Annotated in this window: 15 protein-coding genes; 7 read left to right on the top strand and 8 right to left on the bottom strand. The window is 59.5% G+C overall.

All coding sequences use genetic code 11. From position 1 onward, the window contains the following. Nucleotides 1-41: 41 nt before the first annotated feature. Nucleotides 42-1388 (bottom strand): DEAD/DEAH box helicase, encoded by a 1347-nt coding sequence (locus ACQY47_RS23140; RefSeq protein ID WP_026013512.1) that lies wholly within the window; start codon nt 1386-1388, stop codon nt 42-44. A gap of 193 nt (nt 1389-1581) precedes the next feature. Here ACQY47_RS23140 and ACQY47_RS23135 point away from each other — a divergent pair, with 193 nt between their 5' ends. Next, nucleotides 1582-2880, top strand: coding sequence for a mechanosensitive ion channel family protein (locus tag ACQY47_RS23135; RefSeq protein ID WP_428552235.1), 1299 nt, complete (start codon nt 1582-1584; stop codon nt 2878-2880). 104 nt (nt 2881-2984) lie between these two features. On the opposite strand, the gene ACQY47_RS23130 is transcribed toward ACQY47_RS23135, so the two are convergent. From ACQY47_RS23130 to ACQY47_RS23120, 3 genes are all read right to left on the bottom strand, one after another. Beyond that, a complete protein-coding gene (locus ACQY47_RS23130) occupies nt 2985-3851 on the bottom strand; it encodes a carboxylate/amino acid/amine transporter (RefSeq protein WP_428552232.1) in 867 nt (288 codons plus the stop codon). Between the two features lie 203 nt (nt 3852-4054). Next, nucleotides 4055-4654, bottom strand: a complete 600-nt coding sequence (locus tag ACQY47_RS23125) for an FMN-dependent NADH-azoreductase (protein WP_017134849.1) — start codon at nt 4652-4654, stop codon at nt 4055-4057. A 151-nt stretch (nt 4655-4805) separates the two neighbouring features. Beyond that, a complete protein-coding gene (locus ACQY47_RS23120) occupies nt 4806-5120 on the bottom strand; it encodes a 3-phosphoglycerate kinase (RefSeq protein ID WP_169984859.1) in 315 nt (104 codons plus the stop codon). 49 nt (nt 5121-5169) lie between these two features. On the opposite strand from ACQY47_RS23120, the gene ACQY47_RS23115 reads away from it, so the two are divergent. From ACQY47_RS23115 to aqpZ, 5 genes are all read left to right on the top strand, one after another. Next, the gene (locus tag ACQY47_RS23115; RefSeq protein ID WP_017134847.1) at nt 5170-6093 is read left to right on the top strand and encodes a LysR family transcriptional regulator; all 924 of its coding nucleotides are present in this window, start codon (nt 5170-5172) and stop codon (nt 6091-6093) included. 14 nt (nt 6094-6107) lie between these two features. Continuing rightward, nucleotides 6108-6911: an alpha/beta fold hydrolase gene (locus ACQY47_RS23110; protein ID WP_017134846.1), complete on the top strand. Its 804-nt coding sequence runs from the start codon at nt 6108-6110 to the stop codon at nt 6909-6911. 3 nt (nt 6912-6914) lie between these two features. Beyond that, nucleotides 6915-7478: a peptidylprolyl isomerase A gene (locus ACQY47_RS23105; RefSeq protein WP_016979352.1), complete on the top strand. Its 564-nt coding sequence runs from the start codon at nt 6915-6917 to the stop codon at nt 7476-7478. Nucleotides 7479-7560: 82 nt separating this feature from the next. Beyond that, a complete protein-coding gene (locus tag ACQY47_RS23100) occupies nt 7561-9393 on the top strand; it encodes an ABC transporter ATP-binding protein (RefSeq protein ID WP_428552225.1) in 1833 nt (610 codons plus the stop codon). A 281-nt stretch (nt 9394-9674) separates the two neighbouring features. Continuing rightward, complete coding sequence (gene aqpZ, locus ACQY47_RS23095) at nt 9675-10376, top strand: aquaporin Z (RefSeq protein ID WP_017134844.1); 702 nt, start codon at nt 9675-9677, stop codon at nt 10374-10376. 11 nt (nt 10377-10387) lie between these two features. Here the strand turns inward: aqpZ and ACQY47_RS23090 are convergent, their stop codons facing one another. Beyond that, complete coding sequence (locus ACQY47_RS23090) at nt 10388-11512, bottom strand: GNAT family N-acetyltransferase (RefSeq protein WP_138453895.1); 1125 nt, start codon at nt 11510-11512, stop codon at nt 10388-10390. 282 nt (nt 11513-11794) lie between these two features. Here ACQY47_RS23090 and ACQY47_RS23085 point away from each other — a divergent pair, with 282 nt between their 5' ends. After that, nucleotides 11795-13117 carry a putative porin gene (locus ACQY47_RS23085; RefSeq protein ID WP_017134842.1) on the top strand — a complete coding sequence of 441 codons (1323 nt, stop codon included), beginning with the start codon at nt 11795-11797 and terminating at the stop codon, nt 13115-13117. A 170-nt stretch (nt 13118-13287) separates the two neighbouring features. Here the strand turns inward: ACQY47_RS23085 and ACQY47_RS23080 are convergent, their stop codons facing one another. From ACQY47_RS23080 to ACQY47_RS23070, 3 genes are all read right to left on the bottom strand, one after another. Then, nucleotides 13288-13521 (bottom strand): anti-sigma factor family protein, encoded by a 234-nt coding sequence (locus ACQY47_RS23080; protein WP_017134841.1) that lies wholly within the window; start codon nt 13519-13521, stop codon nt 13288-13290. Further along, complete coding sequence (locus ACQY47_RS23075) at nt 13515-14129, bottom strand: RNA polymerase sigma factor (RefSeq protein WP_016973332.1); 615 nt, start codon at nt 14127-14129, stop codon at nt 13515-13517. The genes ACQY47_RS23080 and ACQY47_RS23075 overlap by 7 nt, the downstream gene beginning before the upstream one ends. 124 nt (nt 14130-14253) lie before the next feature. Then, entirely contained in the window at nt 14254-15375 is a 1122-nt protein-coding gene (locus tag ACQY47_RS23070) for a beta-ketoacyl-ACP synthase III (RefSeq protein WP_428552218.1), read from the bottom strand. Between the last annotated feature and the right edge of the window lie 45 nt (nt 15376-15420).

The following is a 15420-nucleotide window of genomic DNA, read 5'->3' as shown; positions in this document are numbered from 1 at the left end:
AAAAAAACCGGACAGCGTCCGGTTTTTTTATATCAGCGGCCTTATTCGGCAGCTGGCGCTTCTGGCTTGCGGCGCTTGAGCGGCGCCATGCCGTCCTTGCTGACGAGCGACAGGTTGTCGGTCTTCGGCCGGTTGGCAATCTTGCGCTTGGTTGGCGACTTGGCGCCGGTTTTCTTCTTGTCACCCTTGGCGTCGGTCTTTTTCTTCTTCACGCCAACGGCTTTGCCCGACGCCTTGACCTTCTTCGGCCCGGTGTAGGTGCCTTTGACTTCCTTGATGGTGCGGCGCTCGAACGACTGCTTGAGGTAGCGTTCGATACTCGACATCAGGTTCCAGTCGCCGTGGCAGATCAGCGAGATCGCCAGACCATCATTGCCGGCGCGCCCGGTACGACCAATACGGTGCACGTATTCGTCGCCGCTGCGCGGCATGTCGAAGTTGATGACCATGTCCAGGCCATCCACGTCCAGGCCGCGGGCGGCAACGTCGGTGGCGACCAGGATCTTCACGCCGCCAGCCTTGAGGCGGTCGATGGCCAGTTTGCGATCCTTCTGGTCTTTCTCGCCGTGCAGCACGAACGCCTTGTATTCCTGAGCCACCAGGCGACCGTAGATACGGTCGGCTGCTGCACGGGTGTTGGTGAAGACGATGGCCTTCTGATAGGTCTCGTTGGCCAGCAGCCAGTTCAGGATCTGTTCTTTGTGTACGTTGTGGTCGGCCATCACGATCTGCTGACGCGTGGTCGCGTTCAGGTCGCTGACGTTGTTGACCTGCAAGTGCTCAGGGTTGTTCAGCACCTTGGCAACCATATCGCGCAAGGTCGAACCGCCGGTGGTGGCGGAGAACAGCATGGTCTGCTGGCGATTGACGCACTCGGCAACAAGACGCTGCACGTCATCGGCAAAGCCCATGTCGAGCATACGGTCGGCTTCGTCGAGCACCAGCACTTCGACTTCCTTGAGGTCGAGGTTACCGGCGTTGAGTTGCTCGATCATCCGGCCTGGGGTGCCAATCAGGATGTCGGGCACCTTGCGCAGCATGGCGGCCTGGACCTTGAAGTCTTCACCGCCGGTGATGATGCCGGACTTGATGAAGGTGAACTGCGAAAAGCGCTCCACTTCTTTCAAGGTCTGCTGGGCCAGTTCGCGGGTTGGCAGCAGGATCAGGGTCTTGATGCTCACGCGGACTTTGGCCGGGCCGATCAGGCGGTTCAGCACCGGCAGGACGAAAGCGGCGGTTTTACCGCTGCCGGTTTGTGCCGTCACCCGCAGGTCACGCCCTTGGAGCGCGAGCGGGATGGCCGCTGCTTGCACAGGCGTAGGCTCGACAAATTTAAGCTCGGCCACGGCTTTGAGCAGGCGTTCGTGCAGGGCGAATTGGGAAAACACGGGTGCTACCTCGAAGAAATACAAAATATCAGCTGCATAGGGTAACGGTTTCGGGCGCTCAAACCGAGTTTCTTTACGCGAACGAGGCTAATCAGCTGCTTTTTTGTCAGCAGATTTGTCCGCAAAACCAACTTTGTTGCACATAAATGCTCTAATCGACCCGTGTTGTCTTACAGAAGAATCGGTTTTACCCATGGAAATCAAACAGCTCTGGCTCAACGTCCAAGACCTTTGGGGCGCCCTCGATGAACACCCGCTGCTGCATGCCAGCCTGGGTTTGCTGATATTGCTGGTAGTCGCCCTATTGGTCGGACGGGTAGCACGCTACCTCATCCTCCACGCCGTCAAACTGCTCGGCCGGCAACCGGCGCTGCACTGGCTCAATGACCTGCGGCATAACAAAGTCTTCCACCGCCTGGCGCAAATGACGCCCTCGCTGGTGATCCAGTTCGGCCTGTACCTGGTACCCGACCTGAGCAAGACCGCCACCCTGTTTATCGGCAATGTGGCGCTGGCGTTCACCATCCTGTTCATGACGCTGGCCGTGAGCGCCCTGCTCAACGCCTTGCTGGATATCTACGCGCGCACCGAACATGCCCGCACCCGCTCGATCAAGGGCTATGTGCAGTTGGCAAAGATGGTGCTGTTCGTGTTCGCCGCGATCATCATCGTCGCTACCTTGATCGACCGTTCGCCGCTGTTGCTGCTCTCGGGCCTGGGTGCAATGTCAGCGGTGATTTTGTTGGTGTACAAGGACACGCTGCTGTCGTTTGTGGCCAGCGTGCAGCTGACCAGCAACGACATGCTGCGGGTCGGCGACTGGATCGAGATGCCTCAGGTCGGCGCCGACGGTGACGTGGTGGATATCACCCTGCACACGGTCAAGGTGCAGAACTTCGACAAAACCATTGTCTCGATCCCCACTTGGCGCCTGATGTCCGAGTCGTTCAAAAACTGGCGCGGCATGCAGGCTTCCGGCGGGCGCCGCATAAAACGCAGCCTGTATATCGACGCCAGCGGCGTGCGCTTTTTGCGCGACGACGAAGAAGTGCGCATGACCCAGGTACACCTGCTCACCGACTACATCAGCCGCAAGCAGGCCGAACTCAAGGCCTGGAACGAAGCTCAGGGCCATAGTGCGCAACTGTCGGCCAACCGCCGCCGCATGACCAACCTCGGCACCTTCCGCGCCTACGCCCTGGCGTACCTGAAAAGCCACCCGGACATCCAGCCGAACATGACCTGCATGGTGCGCCAGATGCAAACCACCGCCCAAGGCGTGCCGCTGGAAATCTACTGCTTCACCCGCACCACGGCGTGGGCGGATTACGAGCGCATCCAAGGCGATATCTTTGATTATTTGCTGGCGGTGCTGCCGGAGTTTGGCTTGAGCCTGTATCAGCAGCCGAGTGGCAATGATTTGCGCGCGGGGATGGTGCCGGCGGTGTTGGGGGCCAGCCATTTGCCAGCCCTGGAAAACGAATCTGCCTAACGCCATCCATTCCCTGTGGGAGCGGGCTTGCCCGCGATAGCGGTGTATCAGTCGAAATATTTGCCGACTGACACCCCCTATCGCGGGCCGCTCCCACATCTGGATCAGCTTATGACCGGCACCTTGCGCACACCCAAGCGGCTGATCCACACCGCCCCCAGAATCACCAAACCTCCCAAAGCCAAGCGCCCCAACGGCTCATGCTGATTCCAGATCAGCAAGTTGAGCAACAACCCCACCGGCACATGCAGGTTATTCATCACCGCCAATGTACCGCCGTTGACCAGGCAGGCGCCTTTGTTCCACCAGTACATGCCCAGCGCAGTGCTGACCAGCCCAAGGAACACCAGCACGCCCCATTGCAGCGGCGCTTCGGGCAAAAAGTTGGTTTTTCCGAACAGCAAAAACGCCGGCAACACCACGATCAAGGCGCCCAGGTAGAAGTAGCCGAAGCGCCGGTAGTGCGGCAGGTCACTCGGATAACGCGCCACCAGGTGCTTGTACATCACCTGCCCGGCGGCGTAGGTGAAGTTGGCCAGTTGCAGCAGCAGGAAGCCCATCAGGAAGTTCGGCGTGATCTGGTCGAAGCGAATCACCGCCGCGCCGCCCACGGCCACCAGCGCAGCAATCAGCGCCCAATGATTGAATCGGCGGTTAAGCGCGTCTTCGATCAGGGTCACGTGCAACGGCGTGAGAATGGTGAACAGCAGCACCTCCGGCACCGTAAGTACGCGAAAGCTCAAGTAAAGGCATACATAGGTCACGCCGAACTGCAGCGCACCGATCAGCAACATGCCGCGCATGAAGGGTGGCGCCACCGAACGCCAGCGGGTCAGCGGGATGAAGATCAGCCCGGCCAACACCACGCGCACCAGCACGGCGAAGTAGCTGTCGACGTGACCTGCGAGGTATTCGCCGATCAAGCTGAAGGAAAATGCCTGAATCAGGGTGACAACCAGTAAGTAGCCCATGCGCGCCTCGTTTCGAATGGGCGGGACATTAAAGGTTTTCGGCGTTTACTGAAACTCAAGGCAAAAAAAACCCGACCTCGCTAAAGCGGCAGTCGGGCAGGAGCACTCAGGAGCAACAAGTGCAAAGGGAGGTTCGATACGCGTACTTGAAGGGTTTGCGTGGAGCGATATAAACACCACGCGATTATGTGACGATTAAAACGTTAGGCGACCTGTGCCAGCAGCGCTTTGGCGTGGTTGATGCCCTTCTCCTGGAAGTCACCGCTCAAGTTCACGCCTTCGGCATGAATGAAAGTGACGTCATGAATCCCGATAAAGGCCATGACCTGGCGCAGGTACGGCTCCTGATGGTCGGAGCTGGCGCCGGTGTGGATGCCACCGCGTGCGGTCAGCACAATGGCGCGCTTGCCGGTCAGCAAACCCTGCGGGCCGGTGGCGGTGTACTTGAAGGTCACACCGGCACGCAACACGTGGTCCAGCCAGGCTTTGAGGGTGCTGGGAATGGCGAAGTTGTACATCGGCGCGGCCATCACCAGCACATCGGCGGCGAGCAATTCGTCGGTCAGTTCGTTGGAGCGGTCCAGGGACGCCTGCTCGACGCGGCTGCGCTGGTCGGCGGGTTTCATCCAGCCGCCGAGCAGGTTGGCGTCCAGGTGCGGAACCGGGTTGAGGGCCACATCACGCACAGTGATCTGATCCGCCGGGTGGGCGGCCTGCCATTGGCTGATGAACTGTTGAGTCAGCTGGCGGGAGATCGAATCCTGCTGGCGGGCGCTGCTTTCGATGATCAGAACATTGGACATGGCTGGGTAGGCTCCATCTGTAAATGCTGTAAGACGATGGAGTGAAGATTAAACAGAGCCAATTCGATAAAAAAGCGTAAAAAACTGCTATAAACCATCTATAAATTTGTTTATAAGCGGAGTATTGCTGTGGGCATGCTCCGCTGCCGGTTTATTTTGGGGTGCAGGTCAGTGCGATACGCATTTTGATAATGGCGCGGCTGAAATTCACTGTGGTGTTGGTGGTTTTCCCCGCCGCAACTGTGACCTTGCGAGTACGCGGGGCTTCCGGGCCGTTGGTAAAACGCACCTTGCACTCCGCATCATTTGAGCCGTAGTTGGTCAGTCGGATCGAACTAATATTGCTGTCGACATCCGAGGCGCTGTAATCGATCTTCACACCCTGAATGTCTTTCGTCACATCGGTGCTGAATGCAAACGCGCTCATCGGCAGCAGCGCCAGCAACACACAACAGAATTTTCTCATTCGGCAGTCTCCAATAAGGACCGCCAGCTTAGGACAAGAGGAGCTCATCTTGAAAGCGCCCCGCGTTACCCTCGATCAATGGCGCACGCTGCAGGCCGTGGTCGACCACGGTGGCTTCGCCCAGGCGGCTGAAGCACTGCACCGTTCGCAGTCCTCGGTGAGCTACACCGTGGCCCGCATGCAAGACCAACTCGGCGTGCCATTGCTGCGCATCGACGGACGCAAGGCCGTGCTCACCGAGGCCGGTGAAGTGCTATTGCGCCGCTCGCGGCAACTGGTCAAAAACGCCAGCCAACTGGAAGACCTCGCCCATCATATGGAACAGGGCTGGGAAGCCGAAGTACGCCTGGTGGTGGACGCCGCCTACCCGAATGCGCGCCTGGTGCGTGCCCTCACCGCCTTTATGCCGCAGAGCCGTGGCTGCCGCGTGCGCCTGCGTGAAGAGGTGCTGTCGGGCGTTGAAGAGCTGTTGATGGATGGCATGGCGGACCTGGCCATCAGCGGCTTCATCATTCCAGGCTACCTGGGCACCGAAATGAGCGACGTGGAATTTATCGCCGTGGCCCATCCCGACCACTCGCTGCATCGCCTGAACCGCGAGTTAAGCTTCCAGGACCTGGAAAGCCAGATGCAAGTGGTGATCCGTGACTCTGGCCGCCAGCAGCCGCGCGACGTCGGCTGGCTCGGCGCCGAGCAACGATGGACCGTCGGCAGCTTGCCCACCGCCGCCACCTTCGTCAGCAGCGGCCTGGGCTTCGCCTGGTTGCCCCGGCACTTGATCGAACGCGAACTCAAGGATGGCCTGCTCAAGCAGCTGCCATTGGAAAAGGGCGGCAGCCGCAACCCGACGTTCTACCTGTACTCGAACAAAGACAAACCCCTGGGGCCGGCCACGCAGATTCTTATCGATTTGTTGCGCACCTTCGACACCGCTCCCCTGGACGCACCTTTCGCCGCCCCCCAGCAAGCCTGAAACGGAGTTCACCCATGGCCTGGTTCGACCACGAAGGCTGCAGCCTGCATTACGAGGAATACGGTCACGGCGCTCCGCTGATCCTGATCCACGGCCTGGGCTCCAGCAGCCAGGATTGGGAACTGCAGATTCCGGTCCTGGCCCGGCATTACCGCCTGATCGTGGTGGATATACGCGGTCACGGTCGCTCCGACAAACCCCGCGAACGCTACAGCATCCAGGGTTTTACCTTCGATCTGGTGGCGTTGATCGAACACCTGAACCTGCCGCCCGCTCATGTGGTGGGTTTATCCATGGGCGGCATGATCGCATTCCAGCTGGCCGTGGACGACCCCGCTCAGGTCAAGAGCCTGTGCATCGTCAACAGTGCGCCCGAGGTCAAGGTGCGCAGCGCCGATGATTACTGGCAATGGGCCAAGCGCTGGAGCCTGGCGCGCGTGCTCAGCCTTGCCACCATCGGCAAAGCGCTGGGCGATCGGCTGTTCCCCAAACCCGAGCAAGCCGACCTGCGGCGCAAAATGGCCGAACGCTGGGCAAAAAACGACAAACGTGCTTATCTCGCCAGCTTCGATGCGATTGTCGGCTGGGGCGTGCAGGAACAACTTTCCAGAATTACCTGTCCTACCCTGGTCATCAGCGCCGACCACGACTACACCCCCGTGGCGCAGAAAGAAAACTATGTAAAACTGCTGCCCGATGCGCGGCTGGTGGTAATCGAAGATTCCCGCCATGCCACGCCCTTGGATCAACCCGAAGTCTTTAACGCTACCTTGCTCGATTTTCTAAAGACAGTCGAAACCACTACCCAGGATCACTGACCCATGCTGAAAAAAATCGCCTTCTTTGCCGGCTCCGTATTGTTCGCAGCCAACCTGATGGCTGCTGAGCCTGCCAAGGCCCCTCACGTCCTGATCACCACCACCAATGGCGACATTGAAATCGAACTGGACCCGGTCAAGGCGCCGATCAGTACCAAGAACTTCCTGGCCTATGTCGACAAAGGCTTCTACACCAACACCATTTTCCACCGCGTGATCCCGGGTTTCATGGTCCAGGGCGGCGGTTTCACCGCGCAGATGTCGCAGAAGCCGACCGAAGCACCGATCAAGAACGAAGCCAGCAACGGCCTGCATAACGTTCGCGGCACCTTGTCGATGGCACGTACCAACGATCCAAATTCGGCCACCAGCCAATTCTTCATCAACGTGGCTGACAATGCCTTCCTCGACCCAGGCCGTGATGCGGGCTATGCCGTGTTCGCCAAAGTGGTCAAAGGCATGGACGTCGTCGACGTCATCGTCAACTCGCAAACCACTACCAAGCAAGGCATGCAGAACGTGCCAATCGATCCTGTTGTGATCAAGTCGGCCAAGCGCATCGACTGAGGTCCGCAGCAAGCTCCGCACGCGGCCCACAACGCCGCGTGCGCATTTGAAAGGAGAGCCCGCAACGCGGGCGTCAGACTGAATGCTCTATCGTCGCTTTGAACAACTGATCGACATCTTCCGCGACGCTCCCAGCGCCGCCCCTCCTGATAAAGTCCTGCCCTTCTACCTCTACTACCTGCGCCAGGTGTGGCCAAGTTTTGCCGCCTTGCTGGTGGTCGGCCTGATCGGCGCGTTGATCGAAGTGGCATTGTTCAGCTACCTCAGCCGCATTATCGATTTGGCCCAAGGCACGCCGCCCGCCAACTTCTTCCAGATTCACAGCGCCGAGCTGATCTGGATGGCCGTGGTTGCCCTGCTGCTGCGTCCGATCTTTAACGGCCTGCATGACTTGCTGGTACACCAGACCATCAACCCCGGCATGACCAGCCTGATCCGCTGGCAGAACCATAGCTACGTACTCAAGCAGAGCTTGAACTTCTTCCAGAACGATTTCGCCGGGCGCATTGCCCAGCGCATCATGCAAACTGGCAACTCCTTGCGCGATTCGGCAGTGGCGACCGCGGAAGCCATCTGGCACGTGTCGATCTACGCCATCAGCGCTTTGGTGCTGTTTGCCGAGGCGGACTGGCGCCTGATGATCCCGCTGATCACCTGGATCATTCTTTACAGCCTGGCGTTGCGTTACTTCGTGCCTCGCGTGAAAGAACGCTCGGTGATTTCCTCCGAGGCGCGCTCCAAATTGATGGGCCGCATTGTCGACGGCTACACCAACATCACCACCTTGAAGCTGTTCGCCCATACGCAAAATGAGCAGGAATACGCCAAGGAAGCGATCATCGAGCAGACCGAAAAAACCCAGTTGGCCGCGCGCGTGCTCACCAGCATGGACGTGGTGATCTGCACCTTGAACGGCGTGCTGATCGTCGCCACCACCGGCCTGGCGTTGTGGCTGTGGACGCAGTCACTGATTTCGGTGGGCGCCATCGCCCTCGCCACAGGCCTGGTGATCCGTATCGTCAACATGTCCGGCTGGATCATGTGGGTGGTCAACGGCATCTTCGAAAACATCGGCATGGTGCAGGACGGCCTGAAAACCATCGCTGCACCGCTGGCAGTGACCGACCGCGACAATGCCCCGCGCCTGAACGTGCCGCACGGCGAAGTGCGTTTCGAGCAGGTGGATTTCCACTATGGCAAAAAGAGCGGGATCATTGGCGGCCTGAACCTTCAGATCAAGGCCGGTGAGAAAATCGGCCTGATCGGCCCCTCTGGTGCGGGCAAATCAACCCTGGTCAACTTGTTGCTGCGCCTGTACGACCTGCAAGGCGGGCGCATCCTGATCGACGGCCAGAACATCGCCGAAGTCGCCCAGGAGTCCTTGCGGGCACAGATCGGCATGATCACCCAGGACACCTCGCTGCTGCACCGCTCGATCCGTGACAACTTGCTGTACGGCAAGCCGGATGCCACCGATGAGGAACTCAACGCCGCCATCCACAAAGCCCGCGCCGATGAGTTCATTCCGCTGCTGTCGGATGCCGAAGGGCGCACAGGGCTGGATGCGCACGTGGGCGAGCGCGGGGTGAAACTCTCGGGCGGGCAACGTCAGCGCATTGCCATTGCGCGGGTGCTGCTCAAGGACGCGCCGCTTCTGATCATGGACGAGGCCACCTCGGCACTCGATTCGGAAGTGGAAGCGGCGATTCAGGAAAGCCTGGAGACCTTAATGCAAGGCAAGACGGTGATTGCGATTGCGCACCGGTTGTCGACCATTGCGCGCATGGACCGGCTGGTAGTGCTGGAGAAAGGCCAGATTGCCGAGACCGGCAGCCATGCCGAACTGCTGGCCCATGGCGGCTTGTATGCCAGGTTGTGGCAGCACCAAACGGGTGGGTTCGTCGGCATCGATTGAAAACACACCGCAAAACAGCGTGGGAGCTGGCTTGCCTGCGATAGCGCACTGTCAGTACCGAATTGGTTATCTGGCACACCGCAATCGCAGGCAAGCCAGCTCCCACCTTTAATCAGCGCCAAGCCCCTAATCCACGGGCCCCTGGCGCTTTTTTTATGGCCTGGATTTGTATCAAAAGCGTGCTGTAATCAGTGCAGTGCCTAGAGGGGCGCTGAAGTAAATCTGCAGGGAGCATCACTGATTTGCTGATTCGGTAGAGCTATCTATCAAGGACGTGTCGCATGTCTTTGTTCAAACGTTCAATCACAGAGGGGTTAGGTACGTTTTGGCTGGTGTTGGGCGGTTGCGGGAGTGCGGTGTTGGCCGCAGCGTTTCCCGCCGTCGGGATCGGGTTCCTCGGTGTGGCCCTGGCCTTCGGGCTGACGGTGCTGACCATGGCGTTTGCCATCGGGCATATCAGCGGGTGCCACCTCAACCCGGCAGTGTCAGTGGGGCTGGTCGTGGGCGGGCGGTTTCCGGCCAGGGAGTTACCGGCTTACATCGTCGCGCAGGTAATCGGCGCCACTGTCGCCGCTGCGCTGTTGTACTTCATTGCCAGTGGCAAGCCGGGGTTCGAACTGGCGTCGGGCCTGGCCTCCAACGGCTACGGCGAGCATTCGCCGGGTGGCTACTCGATGGCTGCGGGGTTTGTCTGTGAGCTGGTGATGACGGCGATGTTCGTGCTGATCATCCTCGGCGCCACCGACCGTCGTGCTCCGCCGGGTCTTGCACCCATCGCCATCGGCCTGGCCTTGACCTTGATCCACTTGATCTCCATTCCCGTGACCAACACTTCGGTCAACCCGGCCCGCAGTACCGGCCCGGCACTGATCGTCGGCGGATGGGCGATCCAGCAGTTGTGGATGTTCTGGCTGGCGCCGATCCTCGGTGCTGTAATCGGCGGCGTGACCTATCGATGGCTGGGCAAGGAGCAGCCAGCCTGAGGCAAACGGGTTCAGCCCTGCCGATAAGGCAGGGCTGCCCTTGCCTCTTCGGCATACGCCAGAATCCCAACCCGCTCGCGCTCCAGAAAGTCTTCCACGGCATTCTTCAAACCCGGATGGCGCAGGTAGTGCCATGACCGTGTGATCACCGGTTCAAAGCCGCGAATCAACTTGTGTTCGCCCTGGGCGCCAGCGTCAAAACGTTGCAGGCCGTGGGCGATGGCGTAGTCCATACCTTGGTAGAAGCAGGTTTCGAAGTGCAGGCGGTCGAACTCCGCCAGGCAGCCCCAGTAGCGGCCATAGAAACTGTCGCCACCGATCAGGCTGAAGGCCATGGCCACCGGGCGTGCGCCTTGTTTGGCCAGCACCACGCGGATCGCCTCGGGCATGCGTTCGGCCAGCAGGCTGAAAAAGGCGCGGGTCAGGTAGGGTGACTGGCGACGCACCGCGTAGGTGTTGGCGTAACAGGCGTAAACAAAATCCCACTGCGCCTCGCTTAACTCGTGGCCTTGCAACCATTCAAAATCGATGCCCTGCCCCGCCACTTGCTCGCGCTCTTTGCGCATTTGTTTGCGCTTGCGTGAACTCAAGGCATCGAGGAAGTCCTGGAAGTCGCGATAGCCGCGGTTTTGCCAATGGAACTGGCAGCCCAGGCGCTGCAACCAACCCGCCTGCCCAGCCAATGCGGCATCGGCCAACGGGTCGGTGAAGTTGATATGGGCACTGGAGAGCCCTTCGATTTCCAGATACCCGGGCAAGCTACCCAGCAGTTCAACCCCGTCCTCGGCATTCCTGGCCAACAAGCGTGGGCCACTCACCGGACTGAACGGCACCGCCGTCAGCAACTTGGGGTAGTACTCGATGCCCGCACGCTCACAGGCATCCGCCCAGCCATGATCAAACACGTACTCGCCGTAGGAGTGCCACTTGCGGTAGCTGGGCAGGGCCGCCACCAGCCGCTCGCCTTCCCAATGCAGCAAATGCTCGGGCTGCCAACCGGACTGCGGGCCCAGGCTGGCGCTGTCTTCCAGGGCACTCAGAAAGGCGTGCCGCACAAAGGGTTGGGCCTGCGGCACCAGGGCATCCCAGACTTGCGGGGCGATTGCAGACAGCTTGTCCAGGCGTTGCAGCGGCATCGGCATCCTCACTGTTTCTTGGCGTGAAAGCCTGGCGAGTATCGCCTATCGCGGCGCCAGGCACACCTCGAAACGAGCGAGACAAACCTCGAAACAATTAGTTCCAGATTAAATAATTTGTCATCTAGGTGAAATCACTTAGCCACTACTCCGTCATAAACGATCGCGATACTGACGCCTGTTTTTAGAGCGCCCGGTTCTACCAGGCGGCTATTTTCCGTCCGTCATCGGTCGGTTGTGTCCTGGATGGTTTGCCATCCCTCCTCACTTTCGGAGATTGATATGCGTCTTGCTTCCACTAAAACTGCGGCGGCCCTGTGTGGCGGCCTGTTGCTGGCCCTGAGCGTTCCGGCCAGCGCTGCAGTCGACGCTAAATTGCTCGACATGCTCAAGGCCAACGGCCAGATCACCGCTGCGCAGTACACCGAACTGCAAACGGAATTAGCCAAGGACCAGAAAGAAAAGCAGATCGCACAGCAAGCTCAACAAGAGACCAACGAGCAGATCGCGGCCACCGCGAAAAAAACCAACGACCTCAGCGTCTTCGATCAGAAGCTGGCCTGGGCCGCACGCACTCAGCTCAAGGGTGATGTGCGCTTCCGTCAGGAAACCGTGAAGATCCAGGGCGAATCCAACAACGGCGGCCGCGACAAAGACCGTCAGCGCATCCGTGCCCGCCTGGGTGCCTACACCGAAATCAACTCCCAGGTCGACACCGGCATCCGCGTGGCCACCGGCAGCAGCGACGACGCGCGCTCCACCAACCAGGATCAGGACAACTACTTCGACAAGAAGTCGATCTGGCTGGACCTGGGCTACATCGACTACCACCCGGACCAGATCAAGAACCTGCACGTGATCGGCGGCAAGATGCTGCAGCCGTGGGTAAACATGGGCGACGTGATCTGGGATAGCGACATCAACCCCGAAGGCCTGGCCGTCACCTACAAGTACCCATTGGGCGGCAGCGCCGAGCTGTTCGGCAGCCTGGGTAACTACAACCTCAAGGACAACGTGGACGGCGACGGCGTGCAATTTCGCCACGACCTGCGCCTGACCTCCGGCCAGTTGGGCACGCGCTTCTCGCTCACCGACAACCTGAAAATGACCCTGGGCGGCAGCGTCTACGCCTACCAGAACGACAAGGACAGCCGCTGCACAACCACCACCACGCCATGCGCGCTGGCGGTCAACGGCAACTCGGCCAACAACGAATTCCGCCTGTATGAAGGCTTTGCCCAAGCCGACATCGGCGGCCTGGCCGTGCCTTTGGCGTTCTACGGCCAGTACGTGAAAAACAACGATGCGGTGACCGACCAGGACACCGCCTGGTTGATCGGTGCCAAATCCAAGGTGTTCGGTTTCAACCTGGACTACAACTACCGCGATACGCAACGTGATGCAGTGGTTGGCGCCTTCACCGATTCGGACTTCGCCAACGGCACCACCGGTTCGCGCGGTCACAAGCTCAAAGTCAGCTACGACATCGACAAGAACTTCGCCCTCGGCGCCACGTACTTCCTGACCAAGGCTGACTACGCCAGCCGCACGCAGCGTGATGCCAACACCAATACCTTGCAGTTGGATGCTGAAGCCAAGTTCTAAGGTAAGACAGCGGTAAGCTTCAAGCTTCAAGCTTCAAGCTTCAAGAAAGTACGTGTCACTTGCAGCTTCAAGCTTGCCGCTCGAAGCTGCTTCTCTAACAGCCTTGCGTGGGTGGGTCGATCCCCATCATCCGTTCGACTCACCCACGCGAGCCTGCCTCTTTCCCACCGTTACTGATCTTTGAGCCTTTCGGCCACCAGCCGATCAGCCAGTGCATCAGCGTCCTTTACCGGCTCCTCCGGCATGATCTTCAAAGTCGCCTGCATCAGGCGCATCTGACGAATAAATCGCCGGCAGTTGGGGCAGAACATCAAGTGATGACGCACCAGCAAACGCTCTCGAAAGGTCAATTGCCCATCGAGGTAGTCACTGGACCGCGCCACTTGTTCCTTACAGGTCAACATTCGCCCGTTTCCTCAAAATGCTCCACCGTGGCGAAGACTTTAAGCCGTGCTCGATGCAACAGCACACGGACATTGGAGAGCGAGAGGGTCAGAAGATTACAAATCTCCTCCAACTCCAGGCCCTGACGTTCACGCAACACCAATACGCTGCTTTGCAGCTCCGACAAGCTCAGGATTGTATGCTCCAGGCATTTGCGCAGTTCATCCTCGGTCAGCAAGGCTTCCGGGGTGTCCTGGTGCCAGGCATAAGGCGCAACGGCCCAGTGGCCGTCGTCGGGGACGAAGCGGTCATCGCCAATGGTGCCGTGGGGCGAAGGCAAATCGTCGAGCAATACTTCCCGTCGATTCTGTTTGTAGCGGCCCTTGGCGGAATTGGCGGTGATGGTCAGCAGCCAGGTTTTGAGGCTGGAGCGCCCTTCGAACTTGGCCAGGTTGCGTACCACTGACAACCAGGCGTCTTGCACCACTTCATCGGCGTGGCGCTGGCCGACAATGGCATAGGCTACCGCGCGCATGGCACTCTGGTAGGTGGTGACCAGTTCCTTGTAGGCCCGCTGCTCGCCCTTGAGCAGCCGTTCAAGCAGGTGCGCGTCGTCCGCTGCAGCCATTCAAACCTCGATCTTGCCTTGGAAATAGGATCAATGTGGGAGCTGGCTTGACTGCGATGCAGGCACCTCGGTGGATCAGTCACACCACAGTGATGCCATCGCAGGCAAGCCAGCTCCCACAAGATTAGCGCTTGCGCAGGATCACGCTGCCGATCGAGTAACCCGCACCGAACGAGCTGAGCACTGCAACCGAGCCCTTGGGCAGATCGTCCTGATAGGTATGAAACGCGATCACCGAGCCCGCCGAGCTGGTATTGGCGTATGTATCAAGGATCACCGGCGCTTCTTCCACCGAGGCTTCGCGGCCCAGCAGCTTCTTTACAATCAGGTGGTTCATGCTCAGGTTGGCCTGGTGCAGCCAGAAGCGCTTCACGTCGGTCACGCTCAGCTGGTTTTCTTGCAGGTGTACACCGATCAACTCGGCAACCATCGGGCAGACATCACGAAAGACTTTGCGGCCTTCCTGCACGAACAGCTTGTCCGGCGCGCCGATGCCTTCTTCGGCGGTACGGTTGAGAAAGCCGAAATTGTTGCGGATGTTATTGGAGAACTTGGTCAGCAGCTTGGTGCTGACCACGTCGAACTGGTGCTCGGAGGTCGCCAGATCAGCACGCTCAAGAATCACCGCCGTGGCCGCATCACCGAAGATGAAATGGCTGTCGCGGTCGCGGAAATTCAAGTGGCCGGTGCAGACTTCCGGGTTGACCATCAGGATCGCCCGGGCCTGGCCCAGTTGAATGCTGTTGGCAGCGTTCTGGATGCCGAAGGTGGCCGAAGAACACGCCACGTTCATGTCGAAGCCAAAACCCTGAATGCCCAGGGCTTCCTGGACTTCAATGGCGATGGCCGGGTAGGCGCGCTGCAGGTTGGAGCAGGCGACGATCACGCCATCGATGTCGGCGGCGGTCTTGCCGGCGCGCTGCAGGGCTTGTTCGGCGGCGCCGACGGCCATCTGGCAGAGTACCGACCACTCGTCGTTGCTGCGCTCGGGCAAGCACGGGGCCATGCGCTGTGGGTCAAGGATGCCGTCCTTGTCCATCACAAAGCGGCTCTTGATGCCCGACGCTTTCTCGATAAAGGCGGCGTTGGACTCGGTCAATGCCTGCACGTCACCGCGCTCGATGGCCGCAGCGTTGTCTGAATTGAACTGTTGCACGTAAGCATTGAAAGACTGCACCAGCTCTTCGTTGGAGATGCTGTTGGCCGGGGTGTACAGGCCAGTGCCGCTGATGACGACGTTATGCACGGTCGTTCCTCTAAATCTGTCAGGCAGAGAAGATATTGGTACCGT

The organism is Pseudomonas edaphica (assembly GCF_965277385.1).
Taxonomy (GTDB): Bacteria; Pseudomonadota; Gammaproteobacteria; order Pseudomonadales; family Pseudomonadaceae; genus Aquipseudomonas; species Aquipseudomonas edaphica.
The sequence above is the reverse complement of the archived record's forward strand: the minus strand, read 5'-3'. Positions and strand labels throughout refer to the sequence as shown.

Bases quoted from the DNA above. Each gene is read 5' to 3' on its own strand.
- ACQY47_RS23135 (WP_428552235.1), top strand. From the start codon at position 1,582: ATGGAAATCAAACAGCTCTGGCTCAACGTCCAAGACCTTTGGGGCGCC.
- ACQY47_RS23130 (WP_428552232.1), bottom strand. From the start codon at position 3,851: ATGGGCTACTTACTGGTTGTCACCCTGATTCAGGCATTTTCCTTCAGC.
- ACQY47_RS23125 (WP_017134849.1), bottom strand. From the start codon at position 4,654: ATGTCCAATGTTCTGATCATCGAAAGCAGCGCCCGCCAGCAGGATTCG.
- ACQY47_RS23120 (WP_169984859.1), bottom strand. From the start codon at position 5,120: ATGAGAAAATTCTGTTGTGTGTTGCTGGCGCTGCTGCCGATGAGCGCG.
- ACQY47_RS23110 (WP_017134846.1), top strand. From the start codon at position 6,108: ATGGCCTGGTTCGACCACGAAGGCTGCAGCCTGCATTACGAGGAATAC.
- ACQY47_RS23105 (WP_016979352.1), top strand. From the start codon at position 6,915: ATGCTGAAAAAAATCGCCTTCTTTGCCGGCTCCGTATTGTTCGCAGCC.
- ACQY47_RS23100 (WP_428552225.1), top strand. From the start codon at position 7,561: ATGCTCTATCGTCGCTTTGAACAACTGATCGACATCTTCCGCGACGCT.
- aqpZ (WP_017134844.1), top strand. From the start codon at position 9,675: ATGTCTTTGTTCAAACGTTCAATCACAGAGGGGTTAGGTACGTTTTGG.
- ACQY47_RS23090 (WP_138453895.1), bottom strand. From the start codon at position 11,512: ATGCCGCTGCAACGCCTGGACAAGCTGTCTGCAATCGCCCCGCAAGTC.
- ACQY47_RS23085 (WP_017134842.1), top strand. From the start codon at position 11,795: ATGCGTCTTGCTTCCACTAAAACTGCGGCGGCCCTGTGTGGCGGCCTG.
- ACQY47_RS23080 (WP_017134841.1), bottom strand. From the start codon at position 13,521: ATGTTGACCTGTAAGGAACAAGTGGCGCGGTCCAGTGACTACCTCGAT.
- ACQY47_RS23075 (WP_016973332.1), bottom strand. From the start codon at position 14,129: ATGGCTGCAGCGGACGACGCGCACCTGCTTGAACGGCTGCTCAAGGGC.